The sequence below is a fragment of the Cupriavidus sp. H19C3 genome, assembly GCF_049393815.1.
GTDB lineage: Bacteria > Pseudomonadota > Gammaproteobacteria > Burkholderiales > Burkholderiaceae > Cupriavidus.
On the sequence record NZ_CP184985.1, the window covers coordinates 1,856,854 to 1,877,775 of the forward strand.

15 protein-coding genes and 1 pseudogene are annotated in these 20,922 nt (G+C 65.9%); 9 read left to right on the forward strand and 7 right to left on the reverse strand.

Translation table 11 applies throughout. The features are described 5' to 3' along the window. The first annotated feature begins 303 nt into the window (after window positions 1-303). The 3 genes from DFLDMN_RS08655 (at window position 304) to DFLDMN_RS08665 (ending at window position 3,432) form a co-directional block, all read left to right on the forward strand. Entirely contained in the window at window positions 304-1,407 is a 1,104-nt protein-coding gene (locus tag DFLDMN_RS08655; RefSeq protein WP_423198056.1) for an aromatic ring-hydroxylating oxygenase subunit alpha, read from the forward strand. A gap of 208 nt (window positions 1,408-1,615) precedes the next feature. Then, the gene (locus DFLDMN_RS08660) at window positions 1,616-2,539 is read left to right on the forward strand and encodes a DMT family transporter (protein WP_423198057.1); all 924 of its coding nucleotides are present in this window, start codon (window positions 1,616-1,618) and stop codon (window positions 2,537-2,539) included. Window positions 2,540-2,571: 32 nt separating this feature from the next. Continuing rightward, complete coding sequence (locus tag DFLDMN_RS08665; protein WP_423198058.1) at window positions 2,572-3,432, forward strand: sulfurtransferase; 861 nt, start codon at window positions 2,572-2,574, stop codon at window positions 3,430-3,432. Window positions 3,433-3,440: 8 nt separating this feature from the next. On the opposite strand, the gene DFLDMN_RS08670 is transcribed toward DFLDMN_RS08665, so the two are convergent. The 4 genes and pseudogenes from DFLDMN_RS08670 to polA form a co-directional block, all read right to left on the reverse strand. Further along, window positions 3,441-4,265, reverse strand: a complete 825-nt coding sequence (locus DFLDMN_RS08670; RefSeq protein WP_423198059.1) for a ZIP family metal transporter — start codon at window positions 4,263-4,265, stop codon at window positions 3,441-3,443. A 79-nt stretch (window positions 4,266-4,344) separates the two neighbouring features. Next, a pseudogene (locus DFLDMN_RS08675) lies at window positions 4,345-5,031 on the reverse strand (dienelactone hydrolase family protein); the annotation flags it as partial. 84 nt (window positions 5,032-5,115) lie between these two features. Then, complete coding sequence (locus DFLDMN_RS08680; RefSeq protein ID WP_423198060.1) at window positions 5,116-6,450, reverse strand: NAD(P)/FAD-dependent oxidoreductase; 1,335 nt, start codon at window positions 6,448-6,450, stop codon at window positions 5,116-5,118. 302 nt (window positions 6,451-6,752) lie between these two features. Continuing rightward, complete coding sequence (gene polA, locus DFLDMN_RS08685) at window positions 6,753-9,587, reverse strand: DNA polymerase I (RefSeq protein ID WP_423198061.1); 2,835 nt, start codon at window positions 9,585-9,587, stop codon at window positions 6,753-6,755. 4 nt (window positions 9,588-9,591) lie between these two features. Here polA and DFLDMN_RS08690 point away from each other — a divergent pair, with 4 nt between their 5' ends. The 4 genes from DFLDMN_RS08690 to DFLDMN_RS08705 all read left to right on the forward strand — a co-directional run bounded on the left by DFLDMN_RS08690 (window position 9,592) and on the right by DFLDMN_RS08705 (window position 13,173). After that, entirely contained in the window at window positions 9,592-10,548 is a 957-nt protein-coding gene (locus DFLDMN_RS08690) for a TIGR00730 family Rossman fold protein (RefSeq protein WP_423198062.1), read from the forward strand. Window positions 10,549-10,809: 261 nt separating this feature from the next. After that, complete coding sequence (locus tag DFLDMN_RS08695; protein ID WP_423198063.1) at window positions 10,810-11,244, forward strand: hypothetical protein; 435 nt, start codon at window positions 10,810-10,812, stop codon at window positions 11,242-11,244. A 147-nt stretch (window positions 11,245-11,391) separates the two neighbouring features. Continuing rightward, window positions 11,392-12,375, forward strand: coding sequence for a homoserine kinase (locus DFLDMN_RS08700; RefSeq protein WP_423198064.1), 984 nt, complete (start codon window positions 11,392-11,394; stop codon window positions 12,373-12,375). 3 nt (window positions 12,376-12,378) lie between these two features. After that, window positions 12,379-13,173 (forward strand): BPSS1780 family membrane protein, encoded by a 795-nt coding sequence (locus DFLDMN_RS08705; RefSeq protein ID WP_423198065.1) that lies wholly within the window; start codon window positions 12,379-12,381, stop codon window positions 13,171-13,173. Window positions 13,174-13,209: 36 nt separating this feature from the next. Here the strand turns inward: DFLDMN_RS08705 and DFLDMN_RS08710 are convergent, their stop codons facing one another. Further along, entirely contained in the window at window positions 13,210-15,594 is a 2,385-nt protein-coding gene (locus DFLDMN_RS08710; protein ID WP_423198066.1) for a UvrD-helicase domain-containing protein, read from the reverse strand. 287 nt (window positions 15,595-15,881) lie between these two features. Between DFLDMN_RS08710 and DFLDMN_RS08715 the strand changes: the two genes are divergently transcribed. Further along, window positions 15,882-18,749 (forward strand): valine--tRNA ligase, encoded by a 2,868-nt coding sequence (locus DFLDMN_RS08715; RefSeq protein ID WP_423198067.1) that lies wholly within the window; start codon window positions 15,882-15,884, stop codon window positions 18,747-18,749. Between the two features lie 289 nt (window positions 18,750-19,038). After that, window positions 19,039-19,908 (forward strand): UTP--glucose-1-phosphate uridylyltransferase GalU, encoded by an 870-nt coding sequence (galU, locus tag DFLDMN_RS08720; protein WP_423198068.1) that lies wholly within the window; start codon window positions 19,039-19,041, stop codon window positions 19,906-19,908. Between the two features lie 113 nt (window positions 19,909-20,021). Here the strand turns inward: galU and DFLDMN_RS08725 are convergent, their stop codons facing one another. Together DFLDMN_RS08725 and DFLDMN_RS08730 are read right to left on the reverse strand one after the other, a co-directional pair. Further along, window positions 20,022-20,249 (reverse strand): sulfurtransferase TusA family protein, encoded by a 228-nt coding sequence (locus DFLDMN_RS08725; protein WP_423198069.1) that lies wholly within the window; start codon window positions 20,247-20,249, stop codon window positions 20,022-20,024. A gap of 54 nt (window positions 20,250-20,303) precedes the next feature. Beyond that, window positions 20,304-20,891: an NUDIX domain-containing protein gene (locus DFLDMN_RS08730; RefSeq protein ID WP_423198070.1), complete on the reverse strand. Its 588-nt coding sequence runs from the start codon at window positions 20,889-20,891 to the stop codon at window positions 20,304-20,306. Window positions 20,892-20,922: the final 31 nt, after the last annotated feature.

The following is a 20,922-nucleotide window of genomic DNA, read 5'->3' on the forward strand; positions in this document are numbered from 1 at the left end:
TGACTTGTGCGTTCGGGTCGTCTTTTGCGAATGCGCCCCAAAGGGCACAAAAAGACGACCCGGGTCGACTTTTTCGCTAAAAAGGCAGAAAAATCAGTCCCTTAATTTTTTGGGCGCGGGTACAATCCCGGGTTCGTCAGGCAGCCGCCGCGGTGTTGTTCGAAGCACCGGAACCCTCGTTCCGGTCGACGCGGCCGACGCCAGGGACCTCCGGCCCCGCCTGACCTGGTTTCCCTAGATCGATTTATTTTTCGATGGTTGGGTTGTTCACTGCTTTCGCCTGTTTATCTGGGAGTGGGGATAATGTCCAATCTCAGCACCGCGCTCAAGCTGGCGCCGGCTGATTCGCAACTGCCCGTCAACGTCTACTTCGACGAGGCGCTGCATCAACAAGAACTGGAACTGCTGTTCAGGAAGGGCCCTGGGTACGTCGGTCACGAACTGATGGTCCCGGAGGTCGGCGACTACCATACGCTGCGCGCCGAGAACGAAGGCCGCATGCTGGTGCGGAACGCGGGCGGCGTGGAACTGCTGTCCAACGTCTGCCGCCATCGCCAGGCCATCATGCTCAACGGCCGCGGCAACACGAAGAACATCGTCTGCCCGCTGCACCGCTGGACCTACGACCTCAAGGGCGAACTGCTCGGCGCGCCGCATTTTGCGCAGCAGCCGTGCGTCCATCTGAACCGCTCGCCGCTGCAGAACTGGAACGGCCTGCTGTTCGACGGCCAGCGCGACGTGCGCGCCGACCTCGCGCGCATGGGCGTGGCACAGGACCTCGACTTCGACGGTTACATGCTCGATCACGTCGAGGTGCACGAGTGCGACTACAACTGGAAGACCTTCATCGAGGTCTACCTCGAGGACTACCACGTCGTGCCTTTCCACCCGGGGCTGGGCAGCTTTGTCTCGTGCGACGACCTGAACTGGGAGTTCGGCGAGTGGCACAGCGTGCAGACCGTTGGCCTGCACGCGGGCCTCAAGCGGCCGGGCAGCCCGACGTACCAGAAGTGGCATGACGCGGTGTTGCGCTTCAACAACGGACAGCTGCCCAAGCATGGCGCGATCTGGCTCACGTACTACCCGAACATCATGGTCGAGTGGTACCCCAACGTCCTCGTCATCTCCACGCTGCACCCGCTGGGACCGCGCAAGACCCGCAATGTGGTGGAGTTCTACTACCCCGAGGAAATCGTGCTGTTCGAGCGCGAGTTCGTCGAGGCGGAGCGCGCCGCGTACATGGAAACCTGCGTCGAGGACGACGAAATCGCCGAGCGCATGGACGCCGGCCGCCTCGCCCTGATGCAGCGCGGTGTCAGCGAGACCGGGCCGTATCAGTCGCCGATGGAAGACGGCATGCAGCACTTCCACGAATGGTATCGGCGCACCATGGGCTACACGGGCTGACAGCGCTCCTCCGCCTTCCGCGTGATCCCCTGCCCTCTTCCACCGCGCGCCTCGCGCGCGGGGAGAGGCGCCCCCCCTAGTGGGGCCTGCGCTGTTACAATTGCTGCGCCGCACCCGCCACACGTCGTAGCCACCGCACGCCGTAGCCGCCCCAAGCCGCCCCAAGCCGCCCCGACCCGCGCCCCTACCCGTTTCCCCCTGACTCGCCATGCAATCGCTCTGGATGCTGTTCGCCGCCTTCTCGTTTTCGTTGATGGGGGTGGGCGTCAAGCTGGCATCCGAGTTCTACAACACAGGCGAAATCGTCTTCTACCGCAGCCTGATCGGGGTGCTGATCATGTGGGCGCTGCTCGCCACGCAAGGCACGCCTGTCCGCACGCCGCAGATGGCGGTGCATATCAAGCGCAGCGTGTTTGGCGTGACCGCGCTGCTGCTGTGGTTCACCTCGATCACCTATCTGCCGCTGGCCACGGCGATGACGCTCAACTACATGTCGCCGGTGTGGATCGCGCTGATCCTGGGTGCCGGCGCGGCCATGGCCGGCACGGGCGGCGGCGCGGACCGCAAGCTGATTGGGGCCATCCTGCTGTCGTTTGCGGGCGTGCTGTGCCTGCTGCAGCCGTCGGTCGGCAAGGATCAGCTCACGGGTGGCCTGATCGGACTGATCTCGGGCATGTTCACCGCCCTCGCTTACGTCGAGGTACGACAGCTGGGCCAGCTGGGCGAGCCCGAAGGGCGCATCGTGTTCTATTTCTCGCTGGTCGGCATGGTGGTGGGCCTGGTCTGGATGCTCTATGCGGGTCCGAGCCACCATACCTGGCATGGCGCCGGCCTGCTGCTTGCAATCGGCATTCTCGCCACGCTCGGCCAGACCTCGATGACGCGCGCGTACAAGCGCGGCAACACGCTGCTGACGGCAAACCTGCAATACGCCGGCATCGTGTTCTCCAGCCTGTGGGGCATGATGATCTGGTCCGACCAACTGAACTGGGTCTCCTGGCTCGGCATGGCGCTGATCATTGCCAGCGGCATCGCCACCACGCTGATGCGCGCGCGCCAGAGCACCGACGCGCAGCCCACCGCCGCCACTCCGGTCAAATCCCCAGAAGCGGAAGTCCATCCCGAGGTGTAGCATTTCGGGATACTTCCCCGACAGGTTCATTCATGCCGACACCGCTGATTTCCGCGATCGAACTCGAAGCGCTGCGCACCCGCGGCAACCAGGACATCGTAATCGTCGACTGCTCGTTCGACCTTGCCGACCCCGCCGCGGGCCGCGAATCGTATCACCAGGGCCATCTGCCCGGCGCGTTCTACCTGCACCTGGACAACGAACTCTCGGGGCCGAAGACCGGCTTCAATGGCCGCCATCCGCTGCCCGATGCCGACGTGCTGACCGCGCGCCTGCGTGCCCTCGGCATCAACGACGGCACGCTGGTCGTCGCCTACGATGCGCAAGGCGCCATGTACGCGGCGCGCCTGTGGTGGCTGCTGCGCTGGCTGGGCCATGAAGCCAGCGCCGTGCTCGATGGCGGCAAGGCCGCGTGGGTGGCGGCGGGCTTGCCGCTCGAAGCCGGCAGCACGCCCGATCCCGAGACCGCCGGCAATCTCACGCGGCGCTCGACCATGGTGCCCACCGTCGATGCCCGGACCCTGGTCGACAACCTCGATACGCGCCAGCGGCTGGTGGTCGACGCGCGCGCGCCGGACCGCTTCCGCGGCGAGAACGAGACCATCGATCCCGTCGGCGGCCATATCCCCGGCGCGGTCAATCGTTTCTTCAAGGACAACCTCAAGCCCGACGGACACTTCAAGTCCGCCGATACGCTGCGGCAGGAATTCGGCCAGATCCTGGCCGGCACGCCGCCGGCCGACGCCGTCATGCAATGCGGCTCGGGCGTAACCGCGTGCCACAACCTGCTGGCGCTCGAAGTGGCCGGCCTGGCAGGCGCGGCGCTGTATGCGGGATCGTGGAGCGAATGGTGTGCCGACCCGCAGCGGCCGGTCGCCACCGGAGCGGCCTGATTTGCCGTTCAGTGCGCGGCTGACGGTGCCGATGCCTGCGCGCCCGGGCCACGGCGCTGATGATCGTGGCCCTCGTGCACGCCATTGGTGATGTAGACGATGGCGGCAATGCCGGCAGCCACGAGCATCACCTGGATAACCGACTCGCGCCAGCGCGGCCGCCGCTGCATCTGCGGCATCAGGTCGCTTACCGCGATATAGATGAAGCTGCTCGACGCGATCACCAGTACATACGGAATCCAGCCCTGGAGCTGGTCGAGCAGGAAGTAACCGACCACGCCGCCGATCACGGCGGCCAGGCTCGACAGCAGGTTGAAGGCAAACGCCCGCCCCTTCGAGAACCCCGCATTCAGCAGCACGATAAAGTCGCCGACTTCCTGCGGGATCTCGTGCGCGGCAATGGCCAGCGCGGTGACGATGCCGATATGCGGATCGGCCAGGAAGGCCGCGGCGATCACGATGCCATCGGCAAAGTTGTGGAACGTGTCGCCCACCAGGATGGTCAGGCCGCTGCGGCCGGCTTCCTCGCGATCGTGCCCATGATGGTGGTGATGCCCGTCGCCTTCGTGATGGTGCGAATGGCGCAGCAGTGAAAACTTTTCGAGCAGGAAGAAGCCCAGCAGGCCGGCCAGCAGCGTGCCGAACAGCGCGCGCGAGCTGGCGCCCGAGTCGAACGCTTCCGGGAGCGAATGCAGCAGCGCGGTGGCCAGCAGCACACCGACCGAGAAACTCACCATGCGCTCGACCACGCGCGACGCCACCGTCAGCGATAGCAGCGCCGCGCCAAGGATGCTCCCCACGCCGGAAATCAGCGCCGCGAGCAGGATGTACAAAAGCGTGGAATGGATGATGGGCTCCCGGAATCCGGCCGCAACCAATTAACGCAACACGGTTGCAAAAATCACAAAGACCGTCCTGCGTAATGCCCGTGTCCTTGCCGCCGTAGAGGCCGAGCACCGGCGCATGGAGATCGTTGACGATATCGATCGGATTGCGCGGCTTGAGCGGATTGGGCTCGCCCACCAGCTGGCCGTACCATGCCACACCGGCCTTGATGCGCTTGCTGTGCGCGGTGTAAAGCCAGACGATGCGGCCACCCCAGCAGAAGCCGGTGATGCCGACGCGATCGAGATCGCCGCCGTTCTGGCCCGCCCACGCGAGGGCGGCGTCGAGATCGCCCATCACCTGCGCGTCCGGCACCTTCTGGATGATGTTGGTCTGCAGCTCCTGGATGGTGCCAAAGCTGCTGGGATCGCCCTGGCGCGCAAACAGCTCGGGCGCGATGGCGAGATAGCCGGCCTTGGCGAAGCGACGGCACACATCGGCGATATGCTCGTGCACACCGAAGATCTCGCTGATGACGAGAATCACGGGCAGCTTCTGCTTGCCCTCCGGCTGCGCACGGTAGACCGGCATGCCGAACCCCGCCGAGGGCACCGTGACCTCGCCCGCGGTCAGACCCTGGAAGTCGGTCTTGATGGTCTGCGCGGCCACCGGCAGCACGGCCGCGGCAAACGCCGACCCCAGCGCGGTCTTGACGAAGCCACGGCGATCGAACGTCTGGCCGGGGACGAGACTTTCCACTTCGGGTTTGAGCATGCGCATCTCCTGTCGATTCGCTACGTGTATGGGTGACGTATGAAGCGACAGGGATTCTAAGCAAACATGGCGCGCGCTGCAGGCTCAGTGCAATTTGACGCGCGGACTGGTCTTGCTGCGCAGCCAGTGCGTCACGGTATCGAGCGCCATGCCCACCGCGCCATGCAGCGCGAGCACGTGCATGCGATAGAGCGACGTGTACATGACGCGTGCCATCAGCCCCTCGATAAACATCGAGCCGCCGATCAGGCCGCCCATCAGGCTGCCGACCGCGCTGAAATGGCCGAGCGATACCAGCGAACCGAAATCCTTGAACTCGAAGTTGCGCAATGGCTTGCCGGCAAGGCGGGCGCGGATCGCGTCGTACAGGAAGGTGGCCTGCTGGTGCGCGGCCTGCGCGCGCGGCGGCACGGTGGTCTGCTGCGCGGGCCAGGAGCAGCTGGCGCAGTCGCCGAAGGCGAAGATATCGGCATCGGCCTCGCTCTGCAGCGTGGGCCTGACCACGATCTGTCCCATGCGGTTGACGGGCAGGTCGAGCTCGCGCAGCACCGCGGGCGCGGTAATGCCCGCGGCCCAGACCGTGAGGTCGGCATCGATGCGCCGGCCGCTGGCCGTCAGCACGGCGTCGGCGGTCACCTCGGTCACGCGTTCGCCGGTAAGCACGCCGACCTCGAGCTTATGCAGCAGCTTGGTGGTCTCGGCGGAAACGCGCTCGGACAGCGCCGGCAGGATGCGCGGGCCGGCCTCGATCACGTTGATATGGATATCGCGGCGCGGATCGAGCTGGTGCAGGCCATAGGCGTTGAGCACGTGCGCGGTGTTGCGCAGCTCGGCCGAGAGTTCCACGCCGGTGGCGCCGGCACCGATGATGGCGATGTCCACGCGCGGCCGGCCATCGGCACCCACGCGCCCGCGCCCGTTCTGGGCGCGCACGCACGCGGCGATCAGCCGGCGGCGGAAGCGCTCGGCCTGGGACACCGTATCGAGCGCGATGGCATGATCCGCGGCGCCCGGCACATTGAAGAAATGCGTGACACAGCCGATCGCCAGGACCAGCGTGTCGTAAGGCAGTTCGCGGGCCGGCAGCAGCTCGGCGCCGTCCTGGTCGAGGCAGGCCGCCACCGCGATGGTCTTGCGCGTGCGGTCGAGGCCGGTCAGTTCGCCCTGCTGGAACTCGAAATGATGCCAGCGCGCCTGCGCCACGTATTCGAGCTGATGGGTGTTGGGATCCATGCTGCCGGCGGCGACTTCATGCAGCAGTGGCTTCCAGATATGGGTGGGCGAGCGGTCGACCAGCACGACCTGGGCCGCGCCGGACTTGCCAAGCTTGTCGCCGAGGCGCGTCACGAGTTCCAGCCCGCCCGCGCCACCTCCCACTACGACGATCCGATGTGCTGCGCCCTCTCTCTGATTGGTCATGGTCTACCCGGTGCTTGTATGGAAATGCGCGCGGCTGGCTCGCCGGTACCCTGGTACCGCAGGTACATTGCCTTCAGTTTGCTGCATCGCAGCATCGATGGCAAGCCGCCGTGACGGGCGCGCCGGCGCCATCGTCAGTTCGTTCCATACTAGACCGCCCGCGCGGCGCGGGCGGTGCACAGTGCACCGGGCAGGCGGACCGGTACAGCGAGGCACGGTTGCGGGCGCGCGCGGCAACCGGGCCGCAACCTCAACGCGCCCTCGCGTGTCCTCGCGTGTCGTCGCGTGTCGTCGATGTGCCGCTAGTGCGCTTCTTCCCAGTTGGCCCCGCTCCCGACCTCCGCCACCAGCGGCACGCGCAGCGTGGCCACCGTGCACATCAGTTCCGGCAGGCGCGTCTTGACCAGCGCGAGCTCGGCCTCGGGAACCTCCAGCACGAGTTCGTCGTGCACCTGCATGATCTGCCGAGTGCCGAGATTGCCGGCCTCGATCCAGTCCTGCACCGCGATCATCGACAGCTTGATCAGGTCGGCCGCGGTGCCCTGCATCGGCGCGTTGATCGCCGCCCGCTCGGCCGCCTGGCGGCGTGGACCATTGCCCCCGTTGATATCGGGCAGCCACAGGCGGCGGCCGAACACGGTTTCCACATAGCCCTGCTCGCGCGCCGTCTGGCGCGTTTCCTCCATGTAGCGGGCCACGCCCGGGTAGCGCATGAAATAGCGGTCGATATAGTGCTTGGCCGCCTCGCGCTCGATACCGAGGTTGCTGGCCAGGCCGAACGCGCTCATGCCGTAGATCAGGCCGAAGTTGATCACCTTGGCATAGCGGCGCTGCTCGCTGGAGACCGCGTCGCGCTCCACGCCGAAGATCTCGCCGGCGGTGGCACGGTGGATGTCCTCGCCCTGGGCAAAGGCGCGCAGCAGGTTCTCGTCGCCCGAGATATGGGCCATGATGCGCAGCTCGATCTGCGAGTAATCGGCGGACACGATCACGCTGCCCGGCGGCGCCACGAACGCCTCGCGGATGCGCCGGCCTTCCTCGGTGCGCACCGGAATGTTCTGCAGGTTGGGCTCGGTCGAAGCCAGGCGTCCGGTCACCGCGGTGGCCTGGCCGTAGCTCGTATGCACGCGCCCCGTGCGCGCATTGACCATCTTCGGCAGCTTGTCGGTGTACGTCGACTTGAGCTTGGACAGCCCGCGATAGTCGAGCAGGATCTTCGGCAGCGGATAGTCCTCGGCCAGCTTCTGCAACACTTCTTCGTCGGTCGACGGCGCACCGCTGGCGGTCTTCTTGACCACCGGCAGCTTCATCTGGTTGAACAGGATCTCGCCGATCTGCTTGGGCGAACCCAGGTTGAACGGCTGCCCCGCGGTGGCGTACGCGGCCTGCTCGATCTCCAGCATGCGCTGGCCGAGTTCGGCGCTCTGCGCGCCCAGCCGGGCGGCATCGATCAGCACGCCGTTGCGCTCGATCTTTTGCAGCACCACCGACACCGGCATCTCGATCTTTTCGTAGACGTAGCGCAGGCCCGGCACCGCCTCGATCTGCGGGTGCATGTTCCGGTGCAGGCGCAGCGTCACGTCGGCGTCCTCGGCCGCATAGTCGGTGGCGCGCTGCAGGTCGATCTGGTCGAAGCCGATCTGGCTCGCGCCCTTGCCGCACACTTCCTCGTACGTGATGGTTTTCACGCCGAGCAGCTTCTCCGCCAGGCTGTCCATGCCGTGATTGCGATGGGACGCCAGCACGTAGCTTTCGAGCATGGTGTCGTGCTCGATGCCGCGCAGCGCAATGCCGTGGTTGGCAAACACGTGCGCGTCGTACTTCAGATGCTGGCCCAGCTTCGGACGCGACGGGTCCTCCAGCCACGCGCGCAGGCGCTCGAGCACGTACTCGCGCGCAAGCTGGCCATGATGTTCAAGGCCGGCGACGTCGGGGCCGCGGTGGGCGACCGGGATATAGCAGGCCAGGCCCGGTTCGGCCGATAGCGAAATGCCGACCAGCTCCGCGACCATCGGGTCGAGCGAGGTGGTTTCGGTATCGATGGCGACCAGCGGCGCATCGACGATGCGCGCGAGCCACGCGTCGAGGGCCTCCACGGTGGTCACGGTTTCATAGCGGATCTCGGCCGGCGCGCTGTCGTGCGAGACGCCTTGCGCGGCACCGGTCGGCGCGCCGTCGAACAGACCGCCCTGCGCGGGCGTGTCGGACGCGCCCGCCGGCAGCGGCAGGCCCGAGCGGCCGCGGCCGACGGCACGCGCGTTGGGCAGGCTTTCGCCGGTCAGTTCGCGCAGCCAGGACTTGAAGCCGTAGCGCGAGAAGAACGCGATCAGCTTGTCCTTGTCCTCGCCAAGCTCGCGCAGCGCGTGGAAGTCGGCCACCGCGTCGCGCAGGTCGCAATCGGTCTTGACCGTGACCAGTTCGCGCGCGCGCGGCAACCAGTCGAGCGTATTGCGCAGGTTCTCGCCGACCACGCCCTTGATACCCGCGGCGCCGGCCATGATGTCGTCGAGCGTGCCGTATTCGGTCAGCCATTTGACGGCGGTCTTGGGGCCCACCTTCGGCACGCCGGGCACGTTGTCGACGGCATCACCGATCAGCGAAAGATAGTCGACGATGCGCGTGGGCGGCACGCCGAACTTGGCGACGACGCCGGGCGGGTCGAGCACTTCGCCGCTCATCGTGTTGACCAGCGTGACGTGGTCGTCGACCAGTTGCGCGAGGTCCTTGTCGCCGGTGGACACCACCGTGCGCACACCCTGCTCGGTGGCCTGGCGCGCGAGCGTGCCGATCACGTCGTCGGCCTCCACGCCCTCCACCACCACGATGGGCCAGCCCAGTGCGCGCACGGCTTCGTGGATCGGCTCGATCTGCCGGGCCAGGTCCTCGGGCATCGACGGACGGTGCTCCTTGTACGCGGGATAGAGCTCGTCGCGGAAGGTCTTGCCCTTCGCGTCGAACACGCAGGCGCTATACTCTGCCGGGTAATCGTTACGCAGCTTGCGCAGCATGTTGATCATGCCGTAGATTGCCCCTGTGGGCAGCCCCTCGCCATTCCTCAGATCCGGCAGCGCGTGATACGCGCGATACAGATAGCTCGATCCATCGACGAGCAAGAGTGTTTTTGGACTATCCGACATTCCCATGGACTCAAAATTGACTGGTGCACCGAACGGCGGCGCCGCCGGCATTCCCGCTGACACGGACGTGTCCGACATCTCGGGCGATACCGTAAATCCCCCACCCGAAAAAGCCTCGGCGCATGCGGCCGCGATCGCCGCCAAGGCCGATGCCGCCGCCGCGGGCAAGAGCCCCGAGGCACAGGAGGCGGCGGCCGCCGCCGCCGCGGCCGCTGCCGCCGCGCGCGCCAATCCGCGCAAGATGATTCCGAGCCTGCGTGCGCTCGCCGACGAGGACCGCGCCACTGCGAAGAAAGCGCGCGCCTCGTGGCAAATGTTCACGATTATGGCAGAGTTCATCGAGGCGACCGAGTACCTCTCGGAGATCCGCCCGGCCGTTTCCATCTACGGCAGCGCGCGCCTGCGCGAGGACTCGCCCTACTACCAGCGCACCATCGAGATCGCGCGGCTGTTCTCCGATGCGGGCTTTGCCGTGATCTCGGGCGGCGGCCCCGGCATCATGGAAGCCGCCAACAAGGGCGCACACGCGGGCAAGTCCGCCAGCGTCGGCCTCAATATCGAGCTGCCGCACGAGCAGCAGGGCAATCCGTACCAGGACATTGCCATGCGCTTCCGCCATTTCTTCACGCGCAAGGTGACGTTCGTCAAGAATTCGGACGCGTTCATCGTGATGCCGGGCGGTTTCGGCACGCTCGACGAACTGGCCGAGGTGCTCACGCTCGTGCAAACGGGCAAGTCCCGTTCGGTACCGGTGGTGATGTATGGCAGCCGCTTCTGGAAGGGCCTGCTCGACTGGTTCCGCTTTACCCTGCTGCCCATGGGGCTGATTGCCGAACACGACCTGGACCTGATGAAGATCGTGGACGAGCCGCACGAGGTACTCGAGGCGGTCTACGAATACTACGAGAAGCGCGGCGGCGACCATCCGATCCCGCCCAAAGAGGAAATGTTCTATCTCTAAGGCATTGGCTGGGTGGCCCGCGCGCCACGGCAACGGCCCGCGGACGGCAGGAATTGCTAGAATGGAATCCTGTTTGTCTGCCAGGGTCCGGCGTCGCCGGATCGCAGAACCCCCCGCGCCGCGGCGAACCCCGAGCGAAGCCGGACATGGTTGAAGCTGAACATGGTTGAAGCCGGACATGGTCGAAGCTGAACATGGTCCACGCCGACCAGCATCGACCGGGATCGATCGGGAATTGCGCCGCGCGCACAGGAGCCTTGAATGAACTCCCCTTTGCAACGGACCGCCATCTGCGATGATGGCGACGTTCCGCCTGCCGTACGGACCGTCAGGACCAGCCGGAAGCTGGCCATCGTCGCGGCCACGCTCGCGCTGATGGTGTCCGGCATGGCCGCGGCACAGCAGGGCAACGAGCAGAGCAGCGCGCTGACCCAGCAGGAGCTGAACCAGATCAACAACCAGCCGATTGCGCCGGCGGTCAAAAGCCAGCTCAACCAGCCGCGCGAGCCGAGCTTCCAGCTCAACGAGCGCGATGGCACCCAGGTGCGGGAATACCGCAACAAGGGCCAGGCCACCGATATCCAGGTGCGCTCGGGCTTTGGCACCAAGTACGAGATGAGCAAGCCGGAGGACAGCTCGCCGAAGTTTCGCGATCACGACGTGAACCGCGTGCCTTCCGTCAACCTGCAGTTCTGATCCTGTTCACCCACGAACCGGCGGGGGCAACCCGGCCGGTCCGCGTCGGCCACGGCGAGCCGTCTCGCCGCGGCGGCGGGAACGACTTGCCCGGTCGAAACCCGCGACCCGCATCGACGCGACCCGCATCGATTCACACGAATACGTATGGCAGTTTTTACCACGGTCTCGCAGGACGAGATCGCCCGCTGGCTGCTCGAATACGACCTTGGCGAAGTGCACGCGCTGCGTGGCATCGCCTCCGGTATCGAGAACAGCAATTTCTTTCTGACCATGGAGCAGGATGGGCAGCGGCACGAATATGTGCTGACCATCTTCGAGCGCCTGTCGTTTGTGCAACTGCCGTACTACCTGCACCTCATGGCGCATCTGGCCCGCCATGACATTCGCGTGCCCGCGCCGGTGCCGGGCCGCGATGGCGAGATCCTGCGCACGCTCAAGGGCAAGCCGGCCACCATCGTGACGCGCCTGCCCGGCGCCTCGCAGCTGGCGCCCGACGCGCACCACTGCGCCGAGGTGGGCGACATGCTGGCCCGCATGCACCTGGCTGGCGTGGACTACGCACGCCAGCAACCCAACCTGCGCAGCCTGGCGTGGTGGCAGCAGACCGAGCCCGAGATCGTGCCGTTCCTCGATGGCGCCCAGCGTGCGCTGCTGCGCAACGAGATCGCGCACCAGAGCGCGTTCTTCGGCGGCCGCGACTATGCCGCGCTGCAGGGCGGCCCGTGCCACTGCGACCTGTTCCGCGACAATGTCCTGTTCGAACAGGACACCGCGGGCGGACACAAGCTCGGCGGCTTCTTCGATTTCTACTTTGCTGGCCACGACAAATGGCTGTTCGACCTGGCCGTGACGGTCAACGACTGGTGCATCGACCTGCCGACCGGCGCGCTCGACGACGACCGTGCGCGCGCGCTGCTGCGGGCTTATCATGCCGTGAGGCCGCTGACCGATAACGAACACGCGCACTGGCAGGACATGCTTCGTGCCGGCGCACTGCGCTTCTGGGTCTCGCGGCTCTGGGACTTTTTCCTGCCGCGCGAGGCCGACATGCTGCAGCCGCATGATCCGACCCACTTCGAACGCATCCTGCGCCGGCGCATCGACGCCAAGGCGCTCCCCTGGATCTGACCCATGCAACTACTGGAAGTCCCCGCCAAGGAAGGCTACGTCTGGTTTCGCCAGGGCATCTGGCTGTTCCGCAAGAATCCGCTCGCATTCCTGATGCTGCTGTTCATCTATCTGATCGCGGCGCAGCTTGCCATCTTCGTGCCGCTGTTTGGCGTGGTGGCGCTGCTGGTGGTCACGCCAGGGCTATCGGTCGGCGTCATGACCGCGTGCCGCGAAGTGGTCCAGAACAAGCGCGTGCTGCCCACAGTGCTGCTGGCCGGGTTTCGCAACAACGGCAAGCAGGCCACGCGGCATCTGCTGATCCTGGGCGGTATCTATGCGGCGATGGTGTTCACGCTGAGCCTGATCGCGGGCGCGCTGGTCGATATCGGCTCGCTTGCGCCGATCCTGCTCAAAGGGGAGGAACCGTCGGCAGAAGCCGTGCGGCAGGTCTACTATGCGCTGCTGCTGGGCGCGCTGCTGTACACGCCGATTGCCATGATGTTCTGGTTTGCGCCGCTGTTGTCCGCGTGGCATAGCGTGCCGCCGGTCAAGGCGCTGTTCTTCAGCTGGACGGCGTGCTGGCGCAACCGCGGGGCGTTCTTCACCTACGCCGTGCTGTTCGCGCTGCTGATGGTGGCGATTCCGTTCTTCCTGGAGGCCCTGTTCGCGCTGTTTGGCGCGCAGGCGGTACTGTCGTTCCTGGTGACGCCGTACTCGCTGCTGATGCTGGCCATCCTGTATTGCTCGTTCTACGCCACCTACCGCGGCTGCTTCAATATCGCACCGAGCGAGCCGGGCGCCACGGCCGAAGCCTAAGCGCACCTCCGCGCGCGCCCAACGCCCCTGCCAGACTCAATCGATCGGATCGAGCTTGGCCACGCCCAGCGCCAGCTTCTTGGTGCCGTGGCGCTTGAAGTTGATCTGCGCGTGGGCGTTGGTGCCCTCGCCTTCGATCGCCGTGATCACGCCCTCGCCGAACTTGTTGTGGAACACGCCCTGGCCGACGCGAAAGCCGGTCTGGGCCGCACGCTTGCTGTCGGCATAGCCGTTGCCGGTGTCCATGCCGCCGGTCGGCCGGGTGCCGGTATAGGCCACATCCTCCGGACGCTTGAACCAGTCGCGGCCCCACGCTGACTCCCCCTGCTGACGCCCGGAGCGGCCACCGTACGAGCCACCGCCATAGCCCTGCTGCACCTGCGGCGTGAGCCACTTGAGCGCGCTTTCGGGCAGTTCCTCGAAGAAGCGCGAACGCACGCAATAGCGCATCTGGCCATGCAGCACGCGGCTCTGCGCGAATGACAGGTAGAGCCGCTCACGCGCGCGCGTGATGGCCACGTACATGAGCCGGCGCTCTTCCTCCAGGCCATCGAGCTCCATCGCGCTGTTCTCGTGCGGGAACAGCCCCTCCTCCAGGCCGGTGATGAATACCACATTGAACTCGAGGCCCTTGGCCGCGTGCACCGTCATCATCTGCACCGCGTCCTGGCCGGCCTGCGCCTGGTTGTCGCCGGCCTCGAGCGAGGCATGCGTGAGGAACGCCACCAGTGGCGTCATCACCACGGGCAGTTGCTCCGGGTCGAGGACCTGCTGGACCTGGTCGCCCTCGGCCAGCGCCGGCACGCCCTCCCCGGCCCGGTCCCCGATGCGGCCGGCCGGCAGCACGGCGGCCAGCGCATCGAGCCCGTAGCCTTCCTCCATCACGAACGCCTGCGCGGCGGTAACGAGTTCCTGCAAGTTCTCGATGCGGTCCTGCCCTTCCTTCTCGGCCTGGTAATGGAGGATCAGGCCGCTGGTATTGGTCACGTACTCGACCATCTCGGGCAACGTCATGCGGCGCGTCTCGGCGCGCATCTGCTCCAGCAGGCGGATAAACGCGCCCAGCGAGCTGCCGGCCTTGCCCGGCACATAGGCCACGGCTTCGGCGAGCGAGCAGTTGTACTGGCGTGCCGCGTCCTGCAGCAACTCCAGCGAGCGCGCACCGATGCCGCGCGTCGGAAAATTCACCACGCGCCCGAACGCGGCGTCGTTGCGTGGATTCTCGATCAATTGCAGATAGGCAAGCGCGTGCTTTACCTCGGCCCGCTCGAAGAAGCGCAGGCCCCCGTACACGCGATACGGAATGCCGGACGAGAACAACGCGTGTTCGATCACGCGCGACTGCGCGTTGCTGCGGTAGAGGATCGCGATCTCCGAGCGCATCATGCCCTGCGCGATCTGGTCGCGGATCTCCTCGACGATCCACGAGGCCTCCTGCCCGTCCGAGCCCGCCTGGAATACGCGCACCGGCTCGCCGTGGCCCGCATCGGTGCGCAGGTTCTTGCCCAGGCGGCGCGCGTTGTGCGCGATCAGGTGGTTGGCCGAATCGAGGATATTGCCGTGCGAGCGGTAGTTCTGCTCAAGCTTGATCAACTGGCGCACGCGAAACTCGTGCTCGAAGTCGCGCATGTTGCCGACGTTGGCGCCGCGGAACGCGTAGATGCTCTGGTCGTCGTCGCCCACCGCGAACACCGCCGCCGCGTTGCCGGTGCCAAAGCCGGCCAGCAGCTTGAGCCACTGGTACTGGAGCACGTTGGTGTCCTGGAACTCGTCGACCAGGATATGGCGGAAGCGGTGCTGGTAATGCTGGCGGATCGCGTCGTTGTAGCGCAGCAGCTCGTAGCAGCGCAGCAGCAGCTCGGCGAAATCGACCACGCCCTCGCGCTGGCATTGCTCGTCGTAGGCGGCGTAGAGGTCGACGAAGCGGCGGTTGTAGTCGTCGTTGGCTTCGACATCGGCCGGCCGCAGCCCCTGCTCCTTGGCATTGTTGATGAAGTACTGCAGGTTCTTGGCCGGATACTTCTCGTCGTCTACGTTGAGCGCCTTGAGCAGCCGCTTGAGCGCGGACAGCTGGTCCTGGCTGTCGAGGATGGCAAAGGTCTGCGGCAGCCCGGCATCGCGGAAATGCGCGCGCAGCATGCGGTTGCAGAGCCCGTGGAAGGTGCCGATCCACATGCCGCGCGTGTTGATCGGCAGCATGGCGGCCAGGCGCGTCTGCATTTCCTTGGCCGCCTTGTTGGTAAAGGTGACGGCCAGCACGCCCGCCGGCGAGACGTGGCCGTTCTGGATCAGCCAGGCGATGCGGGTGGTCAGCACGCGCGTCTTGCCGCTGCCAGCCCCTGCCAGGATCAGCGCCGGTTCGTCGGGCAAGGTGACGGCGGCGAGTTGTTCGGCGTTGAGATTGGCGAGGAGATTGGACATCGGAAGCGGCCTTTGCGAATGCCGGTGATTATACCGGCGGCGCCCCGCCCGCCCCGGCGGCCCATCTCCCGGCATGGTCGGGCGCGCAGGGTGGCCGGAGCGCGGGCAAGGAGCGGGCGGGATCCGGCCAAAGCCGCCCGCGCGCACCGGTGCCGGCGGCCGCGTGGTGGCACGACGCGGTGGCACGACGCGGTGGCATGAAATACGCACTGCCGAGCCGACTCCCCTATAATTTGACGTTTTCCCGGCGATTTTTTCCGGGTCCCACCTTTTCCACACCTCCCAGCATGACCGCAGAAGACCAGTCCCTTGCCAAGAGCTTCGAACCCGCCGCCATCGAGGCGAAGTGGGGCCCCGAATGGGAGCGCCGGGGCCTCGCGCAGCCGACGTTCGATCCCGCCCGGCCGAACTTCGCCATCCAGCTGCCGCCGCCCAATGTGACCGGCACGCTGCACATGGGACACGCGTTCAACCAGACCATCATGGATGGCCTGACGCGCCATGCGCGCATGCGCGGCGCCAATACGCTGTGGGTGCCGGGTACCGACCATGCGGGCATTGCCACCCAGATCGTGGTGGAACGCCAGCTCGAGGCGCAGGGCGTATCGCGCCATGATCTCGGCCGCGAAAAATTCACCGAGAAGGTGTGGGCCTGGAAGGAAGAGTCGGGTTCCACCATCACGCGCCAGGTGCGCCGCATGGGTGCGTCGATCGACTGGACGCGCGAGTACTTCACGATGTCGCCGGACATGTCGAAGGCCGTGACCGAGGTCTTCGTGCGCCTGTACGAGCAAGGACTGATCTATCGCGGCAAGCGCCTGGTCAACTGGGATCCGGTGCTGGGCACGGCGGTCTCCGATCTCGAGGTGGACAGCGTCGAGGAAGACGGCTCGCTCTGGCATATCAGCTATCCGCTGGTGGAAGCCGACACCGTGCGCGGCCTGACCCATCTGACCGTGGCGACCACGCGCCCGGAAACCATGCTCGGCGATACCGCCGTGATGGTCCACCCCGAGGACGAGCGCTATGCGCACCTGATCGGCAAGTTCGTCAGGCTGCCGCTGACCGAGCGCCAGATTCCGGTGATCGCCGACGAGTACGTCGACCGCGCATTCGGCACGGGCGTGGTCAAGGTCACGCCGGGCCACGACTTCAACGACTACGCGGTGGGCCAGCGCCACAACCTGCCGCAGTTGTCGATCCTGACGCTCGACGCGAAGATCGTCGCCGATGCGCCGGCCGCCTATGCGGGCCTGGACCGCTTTGACGCGCGCAAGCAGATCGTCGCCGACCTCGATGCGCAGGGCCTGCTCGGCGAGATCAAGAAGCACAAGCTGATGGTGCCGCGCAGCGAACGCACCGGCAGCGTGATCGAACCGATGCTGACCGACCAGTGGTTCGTGGCCATGAGCAAGCCGGCGCCCGAGGGCACCTTCTACCCGGGCCGTTCGATCGCCGAGGTGGCGCTCGACGCCGTGCAGGGCGGCCAGATCAAGCTGGTGCCCGAGAACTGGAACAGCACGTACAACCAGTGGCTCGCCAATATCCAGGACTGGTGCATCTCGCGCCAATTGTGGTGGGGCCATCAGATTCCGGCGTGGTACGACGAGGCCGGCAACTGCTTTGTCGGCCGCAACGAGGAAGAGGCCGCCGCCAGGCAACGCGCTGCTGGCAGCACGGGTCCGCTGCGCCGCGAGGAAGACGTGCTCGACACGTGGTTCTCGTCCGCGCTGGTGCCGTTCTCGTCGTTGGGCTGGCCCGAGCAGACGCCGGAGCTGAAGCACTTCCTGCCGTCGTCGGTACTTGTGACGGGCTATGACATCATCTTCTTCTGGGTGGCGCGCATGGTCATGATGACGATGCACTTCACCGGCCAGGTGCCCTTCCACACCGTGTACGTGCATGGCCTCGTGCGCGACTCGGAAGGCAAGAAGATGAGCAAGTCCGAGGGCAATACGCTCGACCCGGTGGACCTGATCGACGGCATCGCGCTGGAACCGCTGCTGAAGAAGCGGACCACGGGCCTGCGCCGTCCCAAGGATGCGCCGCGCATCGAGAGCAAGACGAAGAAGGAGTTCCCGGACGGCATTCCGGCCTTCGGCGCCGACGCGCTGCGCTTCACCTTTGCCTCGCTCGCCACGCTCGGCCGCAATATCAACTTCGACACCGGCCGCTGCGAGGGTTATCGCAACTTCTGCAACAAGCTGTGGAACGCCACGCGCTTCGTGCTGATGAACACCGAGGGCCATGACTGCGGCATGGGTCCGTGCAACAACGATTGCGGCCCCGACGGCTACCTCGATTTCTCGCAGGCGGACCGCTGGATCGTGTCGCTGCTGCAGCGCGTGGAAGCCGAGGTCGAGAAGGGTTTTGACGAGTATCGCTTCGACAATATCGCCAACGCGATCTACAAGTTCGTGTGGGACGAGTATTGCGACTGGTACCTGGAACTGGCCAAGGTCCAGATCCAGACCGGCACGCCGGCCCAGCAGCGCGCCACGCGCCGCACGCTGCTGCGTGTGCTGGAAACGGTGCTGCGCCTCGCCCATCCGATCATCCCGTTCATTACCGAGGAACTGTGGCAGAAGGTCGCGCCGCTGGCCGGCCGCGCCAAGGGCGACGGCAGCGAATCGATCGCGCAGCAGGACTACCCGCTGCCGGCCATGGCCAAGATCGACGAAGCGGCCGAGCAATGGGTGGCCCAGCTCAAGGCGGTGGTCGACGCCTGCCGCAACCTGCGTGGCGAGATGAACATTTCCCCGGCGCAGCGCATTCCGCTCTATGCCCAGGGCGACAGTGCGTTTCTGAAAGCCGCCAGCGCACAAGTGCAGGCGCTGGCGAAACTTTCCGAGGTGAAGGTGTTCGAAGACGAAGCCGCGTTGATGCAGGAAGGCGCCGGCGCGCCAGTGGCGATCGTCGGCGGCAATCACCTGCTGCTGAAGATCGAGATCGATGTGACCGCCGAGCGGGCGCGCCTGAAGAAGGAAGTCGAACGGATCGGCGCGGAGATCGGCAAGTGCCGCGGCAAACTGTCCAATGAGAGCTTCGTGGCCAAGGCACCGCCGGCCGTGGTGGCGCAGGAAACGCAGCGTTTGTCGGATTTCGAACAGACGCTGGCCAAGCTGCAGGATCAACTACAGCGTCTGCCGGCCTGATTGCGGATCCCGAGTACCCACCCAAGTGCGCACCCAAGTACGCGCGCGAACTGGGCGGGCGCCTTGGGCGCGTACGGGGCAGCATGACCGGCATGGAAGTTGCGAGCCAGCCGTCATCTGGCTCCGCCATGCTGATGCGGCATGTCGGGCCAGTGACCTTGGCAAGCCAGGCAGACACTCCGACTCGTCACTCGTCCCGAGCCCCCGACCGGAAAGTCGGACAGCGACCGACAGACGGCGACCCGACCATCCGGCACGGTAATGCACCGGAATAGAAAGGAATTCTGATATGGAAAACCGCGTCACCAAGGCCGTCTTCCCGGTCGCGGGACTGGGCACCCGCTTCCTGCCCGCGACCAAGGCCAGCCCCAAGGAGATGCTGCCGGTGGTGGACAAGCCGCTGATCCAGTACGCCGTGGAGGAAGCCATGGCCGCCGGCATTACCGAGATGATCTTCGTCACGGGCCGCTCCAAGCGTGCCATCGAGGATCACTTCGACAAGGCCTACGAGCTCGAGGCCGAGCTGGAGGCCAAGAACAAGCAGGCATTGCTCGATGTGGTGCGTTCGATCAAGCCGTCGCACGTGGAATGCTTCTACGTGCGCCAGCCCGAGGCCCTGGGCCTGGGCCATGCCGTGCTATGCGCGGCCCGCCTCGTCGGCGACGAGCCCTTTGCGGTGATGCTCGCCGACGATCTGCTCGATGGCGATACGCCGATCATGAAGCAGATGGTCGACGTCTATAACCACTACAACTGCTCGGTGCTCGGCGTGGAGGAGATCGCGCCGGAACAGAGCCGTTCGTATGGCGTGGTGGAAGGCCGCGAGTGGGACGAACGCGTGATCAAGATGTCCGGCATCGTGGAAAAGCCGGCACCGGAAGACGCACCGTCGAACCTCGGCGTGGTGGGACGCTACATCCTGACGCCGCGCATCTTCGACCATATCCGCGACCTCAAGCCGGGTGCCGGCGGCGAATTCCAGCTGACCGATGCGATTCAGTCGATGCTGGACCAGGAGCAGGTGCTCGCCTACCGCTATGACGGCGTCCGCTACGACTGCGGCAGCAAGCTCGGCTACCTGAAGGCCACGGTCGAGTTTGCGCTGAAGCATCCGGAAGTCCGCGACGAGTTCAGCGCCTACCTCGCGCAGCGCGACTGACGCGCGGCCGGGGACATCGGTCCGATAGAAAAGCCGCCACGGGGAGCATCCCCGGGCGGCTTTTTTTTGCCAGCGCCGCCGCCCCAGGCAGACGGCCGGCGGCGACCGACAGATCAGCGGCGCTTCATGTAGAAGACGAAAACCTTGTCCACTTCCTGGTGCGACAGCAGCTCGTTGCCGGTCTGCTTGGCAAATGCCTGGAAATCGCGCGTGGCGCCGGGGTCGGTGGCCAGTACCTTGAGTACGTCGCCACTCGCCATATCGGCCAGTGCCTTCTTGGTGCGCAGAATCGGTAGCGGGCAATTGAGTCCCCGCGCATCTACTTCTTTCTGAAAATCCATACCTCTCGTCCCATGTCAGTTGCCGGCCGTGGTGACTGGCCCTGGTTTGTCGGCCTACAGCCGGTATTGTAGCGAAGCCGCCAAACGGCTGAAGTCCGGCGGTGTGCGCGGATCCGGGATGTCGGCACCGGTCTCGCGATCGAAGAAGCGCACCGGATACCCGCGCGCGTGCAGCCAGTCGGCGACGGCAAAGCCGGTGCCGGCACTCCAGATGCGCATTTTCTCGGGCGCCACGAGCTTGTACTCGGCGAGCTCTTCCGACAAGGCGATGGTGCCGTACGCCTTGACGTGATACGCGATGATCAGCTCGTTCTTGCGCATGAACTCATAGACGCCGATCAGCGAGACTGCCTCGGTATCGAGGTTGGTCTCCTCCTTGAGCTCGCGCGCTACGCCCAGTTCCGGCGTTTCGTCGCGCTCCATGAAACCGGTCACCAGTGCAAAGCGCTTTTCCGGCCAGGCCGCGTTGCGCGCCAGCAGCAGTTTGCCTTCGTACTCGACCACGGCCGCAAGCACCGGCAGCGGATTGTTCCAGTGGACAAAGCCACAGCCTTGCTGCACGCATGCGTGGCGTTCGCGTCCGGACAGCGGCAGCTGCTCCAGCGTCGCGCCGCATTGCGGACAGAATCGGTAGGGTTGCATCGGATCTCCTCGTGGGGGCCCTCGATGGCCA

What these genes read in the sequence shown, in the direction of transcription:
- DFLDMN_RS08655 (WP_423198056.1), top strand. Translation starts at nt 304, where the DNA reads ATGTCCAATCTCAGCACCGCGCTCAAGCTGGCGCCGGCTGATTCGCAA.
- DFLDMN_RS08660 (WP_423198057.1), top strand. Translation starts at nt 1,616, where the DNA reads ATGCAATCGCTCTGGATGCTGTTCGCCGCCTTCTCGTTTTCGTTGATG.
- DFLDMN_RS08665 (WP_423198058.1), top strand. Translation starts at nt 2,572, where the DNA reads ATGCCGACACCGCTGATTTCCGCGATCGAACTCGAAGCGCTGCGCACC.
- DFLDMN_RS08680 (WP_423198060.1), bottom strand. Translation starts at nt 6,450, where the DNA reads ATGACCAATCAGAGAGAGGGCGCAGCACATCGGATCGTCGTAGTGGGA.
- polA (WP_423198061.1), bottom strand. Translation starts at nt 9,587, where the DNA reads ATGTCGGATAGTCCAAAAACACTCTTGCTCGTCGATGGATCGAGCTAT.
- DFLDMN_RS08690 (WP_423198062.1), top strand. Translation starts at nt 9,592, where the DNA reads ATGGACTCAAAATTGACTGGTGCACCGAACGGCGGCGCCGCCGGCATT.
- DFLDMN_RS08695 (WP_423198063.1), top strand. Translation starts at nt 10,810, where the DNA reads ATGAACTCCCCTTTGCAACGGACCGCCATCTGCGATGATGGCGACGTT.
- DFLDMN_RS08700 (WP_423198064.1), top strand. Translation starts at nt 11,392, where the DNA reads ATGGCAGTTTTTACCACGGTCTCGCAGGACGAGATCGCCCGCTGGCTG.
- DFLDMN_RS08705 (WP_423198065.1), top strand. Translation starts at nt 12,379, where the DNA reads ATGCAACTACTGGAAGTCCCCGCCAAGGAAGGCTACGTCTGGTTTCGC.
- DFLDMN_RS08710 (WP_423198066.1), bottom strand. Translation starts at nt 15,594, where the DNA reads ATGTCCAATCTCCTCGCCAATCTCAACGCCGAACAACTCGCCGCCGTC.
- DFLDMN_RS08715 (WP_423198067.1), top strand. Translation starts at nt 15,882, where the DNA reads ATGACCGCAGAAGACCAGTCCCTTGCCAAGAGCTTCGAACCCGCCGCC.
- galU (WP_423198068.1), top strand. Translation starts at nt 19,039, where the DNA reads ATGGAAAACCGCGTCACCAAGGCCGTCTTCCCGGTCGCGGGACTGGGC.
- DFLDMN_RS08725 (WP_423198069.1), bottom strand. Translation starts at nt 20,249, where the DNA reads ATGGATTTTCAGAAAGAAGTAGATGCGCGGGGACTCAATTGCCCGCTA.
- DFLDMN_RS08730 (WP_423198070.1), bottom strand. Translation starts at nt 20,891, where the DNA reads ATGCAACCCTACCGATTCTGTCCGCAATGCGGCGCGACGCTGGAGCAG.